Source organism: Microcoleus asticus IPMA8 (genome assembly GCF_013179805.1).
GTDB classification, from domain to species: domain Bacteria; phylum Cyanobacteriota; class Cyanobacteriia; order Cyanobacteriales; family Microcoleaceae; genus Microcoleus; species Microcoleus asticus.
Genome location: NZ_SRRZ01000056.1, coordinates 38838 through 45571, shown reverse-complemented (window position 1 = coordinate 45571; position 6734 = coordinate 38838). Strand labels below are relative to the sequence as shown.

Here is a 6734-nt window from a genome sequence, read left to right as displayed (position 1 = left end):
CCTTCTTCCTTCTTCCTTCTTCCTTTTTCCTTCTTCCTTCTTCCTTCTTCCTTCTTCCTTCTTCCTTCTTCCTTCTTCCTTCTTCCTTCTTAATTACAATTCTCGCAGCAATTTTTGGCGTTTTTCTTCATATTCTTCAGCCGTAATTGCGCCCATATCGTAAAGTTTTTTCAATTCGCCGATCGCCCCTGTTACATCTTTTGCCGCTCTGAGGACATACCCAGACGGCAACATTCCGCCATTGTACTGTACCTGAAAAGCTTGTTCCGACATCAGCAGCAGGCCGATAAAATCGAAAAATGCGATCAGTGAGGGAATTAATGTCCAAGAAAATAGCAAGTATAATACCCCTGCTAAGTTATTGCCCAAATAAAATTTGTGAACTCCGAAACCTCCAACAAAGAAAGCTAACACAACTGCTACTGTTTTATCTTTTACCATTTTTACTTTCCCCAGTTTTTTTATTTGAACTTCCGCGCTCGACCTTTAACTATCGACCTTAAACGATCGAGCTAAGGAATCTTACTAATTTTTACTCATTTATTTGGGTTTTTGCGAAACTTAGACATCGCAAAATACAGCAGAACTATACCGGCTTGAGCCTCTAGAATGACCAAGTAGCCTCTCAAGAAATAATTGAGTTCGCTGCCTGAATTGAGAGAAAATATTAAAATGCCTAGGGCTGCGTAGGGTGCGAAACGCATCCAACTCGGCGTTCCCTCTAACTTGCGGCTGTTAAAATTGCTCATTGGGTTTAACCCTCATCCTAAATTAAAATTTAGCTAGAAATTGGCCGGATTGTCAACTTCCGCTTGGTGCGATCGCCCGGGCCAGTCTCTCAATCATCAGCCGACAAGATATTACTTCCATGTTAAACCAAGTTTTTCCGCTAAAGTAAGCGACCGGGGCGGGTCTATCTCGATCTGTTGCTGATATTAAAGATGAGGGTGAACCAGCCCCTACTGGAATTCGGATTATTTTACCGAACTAGATATTAGGGGCGCACCGAGCACCCTACTGCTGTTTTTGGCAAGAGTCGATCGCCCTCACGAAAACTGTCAAAAAAACAACGTTAATTCACAATTATTAACAACCGCCAGAATTAAGTGGCGCCGCCGCCCAAAAGAAACAGACTCAGGAGAGTACCGCTGTTCCAAAGACTGTGGAGAAGCATGGGAGCGAGGAGATTGCGCGATCGCGTGTACACAAACCCCAAAACCGCACCCAAAGTCGCCAAAGGCAGAATCTCAGACACATTCAAGTGAGCCACCGCAAACAAGAAAGCAGAAGCTGCGATCGCCCCCCAAACAGGCAAATAGCGAGTCAGAGAAGGCAGCAGAAAGCCCCGAAACACGATTTCCTCAAAAACCGGAGCGGCGATCGCAGCAGTGCCGAAAAACACCGCCAAAGCCACGTTGTCCCTACCTTCGAGAACGATCGGCAAAATCGGATTGCTGCCACCTTGTCCCTGCCAGAATTGCTGATTGATCAGCGACACCAAAACTACCAAAGGCAAAGCAACAAAATAGCCGCCAAAACCCCACAAAAACCAATTTCCCCGCCAATTAATCCGAAACCAACCTTCCGGCAAAGGCAAAAAAGACTTGACCGAAAAATACAGTACCGAAAGCCCCCCAGCCGACAGCAACAAATAAGTAGCAAAGATATAAAAAGCCTTTTCGCGCGGGTCAAAAGTAGCAGGATTGAGTTTTAAAACAGCCAGAGAAACCGGCAGCAACAAATAGGGAATCAAGATTTGCCCGACAAAGAAAAAGCCGACCACAAGTACCTGCCAAACAATCTCACCATCCCAAGGCACATCCCAAATCAAGCTCGCATTTCGCGCCAACAGCGGGCCGGAACCTGCTGTCTCTAACTGCTGCCGCTGCAACAGCCACTGCACGGTCAAACCAACCAGCAAAACCGTACCAATACAAAGCGCGATCGCCGGAACGCCAACTATAATTGCCAATTTTTCTACAGCTTGCTCAGCCGTTGCTTGCTCTGCTGCTTGCAGCGCCACCAGCTCTTTAGAACGTTCTTGCAGCTTGTAAAGTTGAGCTAGAGCGCGATAGCGAAACCAGCCATCCAAAGACTTTTGAATCCGCGGCTCGGCATCCGGCAGCAGTTGAGCCGGATTGCTCCAAATTCCCGTTAAAACTTGAGCAGTTACCACCGAAGAATCGTCATCTATTTTAGTTTGGTAGCGCTCAACTAAATTTTTCCAAGTTTGGAGAGCCGCCTCAGTTTTACCGCTGCTTGCCTGCAAAATTCCCAGGCGCAAGTCAAGTTCGTTTTGCAGCGCTGACTGTTGCTCGATCGACTCTGACAAAGCCTTTTGTTGAGCCAATTTGAGAGTAGAATCTTCAGACTTGAAGGCGATAGTAGTCTGAATTTCTTTAAATTGTGCTTGAGTTGTTTCGAGAGTTTTGCGAGTCGAGTCTCGCGCTGCTTGATATTGTGTCAAAGCCGTATTTAAAGGATCTGCACCGACAATATTGTTGCGCGCCGAACTTAAATTAGCACTCTGATTATTTTCTCCTTGCCACTCGGAGGCGTGAAGCAGCAAATTTGTCTGGTAGAGTTCCAGCCGACTTTGAATTTGTGGCTGGTTCCAACTAGCAACTAAAGATAAACCGACCAGGGCGATCGCGATCGCCGTTAAAATACCTAAAATCACCCGCTTCAATGTCATTCCTGCTTTTCCGTCCCGCGCGAATCCGTGGCTAAATCTTTTCCGTCTTTAATCATAGGTCGTTGCAGACGAGAGTATCCCGACAACTGGTAAAATTTCACTGGCTCATCTTTTTGACTCGCCTCAACAAGACTTACGCCACAAATCCTTGACCCGCCATGTATGGGTAAGGTGCGCACTGCGCACCCGCAGCGGGGTAGCAGGCTAAATCTAAAATCTAAAATCTAAAATCTAAAATCGAATGACTCGCATTATCTTAGTCCGTCACGGCAAAAGCACCTACAATCAAGAACGCCGCATCCAAGGCCGCCTGGATAAATCGATTTTGACAGAAGCAGGCCGCAGCGCCGCCCTGCAAGTAGGCGACACACTCAGCAGTATCGCCTTTGATGCCGCCTATACCAGTCCCCTGCAACGAGCCAAAGAAACAGCGGAAATCATCCTGTCGCGCTTGACAAATCCGCCACAACTCGAGCCAACTGATAATTTGATGGAAATCGATTTGCCTCTGTGGGAAGGAATGTTGCGCCAAGATGCGATCGACAAATTCCCCGAAGCATATCAGCAGTGGCAAAGACAGCCAGACAAATTTTCCATGAAACTGGCATCTGCTGACGGAGACATCGAACACTTTCCCGTATTGGCAATTTTTGCTAACGCCCGTCATTTTTGGCAAGAACTTTTATCGCGCCACCAGCACGGCACAATTCTAGTAGTAGGTCACAACGGAATCAACCGCGCTCTCATCGCCACCGCGTCGGAAATTACCCCGGATTACTATCAATCAATTCAACAGTCAAATTGCGGAATTAGCGTCATTAATTTTGGAACTTCCCCTGTTACTAACGACGAACTAGGACAGCCAAAAAAGAAAGTTGCAGTTCAATTAGAATCGCTGAATTTAACTTCCCATACCGGGGAAATTTTTCCCAAACCGAGGGACGGACACCGAGGCCCGCGCTTGTTGCTGGTACGTCACGGCGAAACCGACTGGAATAAAGCAGGTAAATTTCAGGGGCAAATTGACGTGCCTCTCAACGATAACGGCCGCGAACAATCCCGGCGGGCGGCAGAATTTCTCAAGGATGTAAAATTAGATTTTGCAATCAGCAGTTCGATGCTGCGCCCGAAAGAAACTGCGGAAATTATTCTCAAATATCACGGCGGTTTGCAACTGGAACTGCGCGATGAATTGAGAGAAATCAGCCACGGACTTTGGGAAGGAAAATTTGAATCAGAAATAGAAGAATCCTATCCGGGTTTGCTGGAGGAATGGAAAACATCTCCTGAAACAGTGCAAATGCCCGAAGGAGAAAATTTGCAGCACGTTTGGACTCGGGCGATCGCATCTTGGCGAGAAATTGTAAATTCTGTTTCTGGTACTGGGATTGTCGTTGCTCACGATGCCATCAACAAAGCAATTCTCTGCCACCTGTTCAATTTAGAACCCGAACATTTCTGGAAGTTCAAACAAGGAAACGGCGCGGTTAGCGTGATTGATTATCCCCACGGCCCCGATGGTTTGCCGGTATTGCAGGCGATGAATGTCACAACTCATTTGAGCGGCGGCGTTTTTGACCAAACAGCCGCAGGAGCACTGTAATTAGTAAAGTGTTCAGCGCGAACCCGTAGCGGAAGGAACGCCCACCGCTACGCTTCGCCCGCCTGAAAAATGTTTGAATTTTGATAACAACCGCGCCCGACGCTTAGGAATTTCTTAATTCCTGAAACTAATGCGGTGGATTGCTTCTTCCTTCTTCCTGACATCCGTTACATCCGTTACATCCGTTACATAATCCGTTGCCGAACTTCCTTCTTCCTTCTGCTATATGAGCCGCGAACTGCTACAAAATGTACGAGTGCTAGATCCAGTTTCAGGGAGCGATCGCATCGCTGATATTCTGATTGCTGAAGGTAAGATCAAAACAGTCGAAGAAAAAATTGCTGAGTTTCCCGCTGATACGAAAGTGCGGGATTGCCGGGGACTGATTTTGGGGCCGGGGTTAACTGATATCTACAGTCACAGCGGAGAACCGGGTTTTGAGGATCGCGAAACGCTGGAATCTTTGATGCAGGCTGCGGCGGCTGGGGGTTTTACGCGAGTGGCGATTTTGCCGGATACCTCGCCGCCTGTTGACAATTTGGCCGGTTTAGCTTTGTTGCAGCAACATATCGGCAATTTGTCGCCCGGGCGGCCCCGCTTGTATTTTTGGGGCGCGCTGACAGCGGGTGTTAAAGGGCAGCAGATGGCGGAGTTGGGCGAGCTGGCCTCCTCTGCGGTGGTGGGTTTTGCGGACGGTTTGCCGCTGTCTAATCCGGCTCTGGTGAGGCGTTTGCTGGAGTATATCAAGCCTTTGGGCAAGTCTGTGGCTTTGTGGCCGTGCGATCTAACTTTGGCAGGAAATGGTGCGGTGAGGGAGGGTGCGGTGTCGGTGCGCTTGGGTTTACCGGGAATTCCGGCGAGTGCGGAAACTTCGGCTTTGGCGGCAATCCTGGAGTTGATGGCATCTGCGGGCACTCCGGTACACATTATGCGCGTTTCTACGGCGCGCAGCGTGGAATTGATTCGGGATGCGAAGGCGCGGGGTTTGCCGGTGACTGCGAGTGTTACTTGGATGCACTTGCTGTTGAATGTCGGGGCAATTTCAGGAGACTCTAAAGATTCCGGCGGCAAAAATGCTTTGACTGCTTTGTTCGCCTACGATCCGAATTTACGCCTAGAACCGCCGCTGGGCAATCTCAGCGACCAATTAGCGCTGATTCAAGCTGTGAAAGATGGCGTAATTGATGCGATCGCGATCGACCACAACCCGCATACTTATGAGGAGAAAACTGTGGCTTTTGCTGATAGTCCGCCCGGGGCGATCGGCTTGGAATTAGCTTTGCCTTTGCTATGGCACGGACTGGTAGAAACAGGCGAATTTTCCGCTTTAGAACTGTGGCGAGTGTTGAGCGCAGGCCCTGCCGTTTGTCTCGGACAAACCCCTGCCACGGTTGCGCCGGGAGTCTCTGCTGAGCTGATTTTGTTCGACCCGGAAATGAGTTGGACTGTTGACGGGCAAAGTCTGAAGTCGCGATCGGCAAATACGCCTTGGTTGGGACAAAAAATTGCAGGAAAAGTTGTACAAACCTGGATTTATTAACATTTGGAATTGCAATTCATCTGTTGTAGAACAGGCATCTTGCCTGTTGCTCAAAGTAGAACAAGCATCTTGCCTGTTTCTGGGAATGCTGCATGAGGTGAGTCATAAGAGAAGATAAATACATGATTACTGCTTTTGATTCGTGGAATTCCCCACCGCTCGACTTGACATTGGATCGGGGCGAAATTCATGTTTGGCGTGTGTCTCTGGCTCAAACAGAATCTTGCTTGCAGAGTTTACAACAGACTCTCTCTACCGACGAGCGGACAAAAGCCGAGGGTTTTCACTTTCCCAAAGGTCGATCGCAATTTATTGTAAGTCGTGGCGCGCTGAGAGCGATTTTGAGTCGCTATCTTAACATAAATTCTCACATTTTACGCTTTGACTACAATCCTTACGGCAAACCCTCTCTCATCGCCGCCCAAGGTGGAAATACCCTGCGTTTCAATTTGTCTCACTCTGGCGGAATGGCTCTAATTGCTATTACCAAAAATCGAGATATTGGTGTCGATATTGAAGGCATAAATCCCAACTTTCCTTATCTGGAGATTGCTGAAAAGTTTTTTTCACCTTTAGAAAGCTCTGTGCTGCAAGCGCTCCCTGAATATCTCCAACCCACAGCTTTTTTCACCTGCTGGACTCGCAAAGAAGCCTATATCAAGGCAGTCGGTAAAGGACTTTCTATTCCCCTGAATCAGTTTGATGTCAGCCTCGCACCAGGAGAACCAGCAGCATTGTTAAATGTTGAAGAAAACCCTGATGAAGCATCAAGATGGTCTTTAATTGAATTAATTCCCTGTTCAGATATGGTGGCGGCTGTTGCGGTTGCAGGAGATTGCTGGAAACTTCATTGTTGGGAGTGGACAGGGGAGTTTTGAGTTATGGTTTGCAGCCAG

Annotated in this window: 6 protein-coding genes; 3 read left to right on the top strand and 3 right to left on the bottom strand. The window is 48.1% G+C overall.

The features are described 5' to 3' along the window. Positions 1-93: 93 nt before the first annotated feature. The 3 genes from E5S67_RS16120 to E5S67_RS16110 form a co-directional block, all read right to left on the bottom strand. Positions 94-441 (bottom strand): NINE protein, encoded by a 348-nt coding sequence (locus E5S67_RS16120; RefSeq protein ID WP_172188925.1) that lies wholly within the window; start codon positions 439-441, stop codon positions 94-96. Between the two features lie 95 nt (positions 442-536). Then, positions 537-749 (bottom strand): hypothetical protein, encoded by a 213-nt coding sequence (locus E5S67_RS16115; RefSeq protein ID WP_172188922.1) that lies wholly within the window; start codon positions 747-749, stop codon positions 537-539. Positions 750-1102: 353 nt separating this feature from the next. Continuing rightward, on the bottom strand, positions 1103-2695 hold the full coding sequence (locus E5S67_RS16110) for a CPBP family intramembrane glutamic endopeptidase (RefSeq protein ID WP_172188920.1): 1593 nt from the start codon (positions 2693-2695) through the stop codon (positions 1103-1105). Positions 2696-2936: 241 nt separating this feature from the next. Here E5S67_RS16110 and E5S67_RS16105 point away from each other — a divergent pair, with 241 nt between their 5' ends. The 3 genes from E5S67_RS16105 (at position 2937) to E5S67_RS16095 (ending at position 6716) form a co-directional block, all read left to right on the top strand. Next, positions 2937-4298 (top strand): histidine phosphatase family protein, encoded by a 1362-nt coding sequence (locus E5S67_RS16105; protein WP_172188918.1) that lies wholly within the window; start codon positions 2937-2939, stop codon positions 4296-4298. A gap of 226 nt (positions 4299-4524) precedes the next feature. Further along, complete coding sequence (locus E5S67_RS16100) at positions 4525-5838, top strand: dihydroorotase (protein ID WP_172188916.1); 1314 nt, start codon at positions 4525-4527, stop codon at positions 5836-5838. Positions 5839-5960: 122 nt separating this feature from the next. Beyond that, entirely contained in the window at positions 5961-6716 is a 756-nt protein-coding gene (locus tag E5S67_RS16095) for a 4'-phosphopantetheinyl transferase family protein (protein WP_172188914.1), read from the top strand. Positions 6717-6734 lie beyond the last annotated feature (18 nt).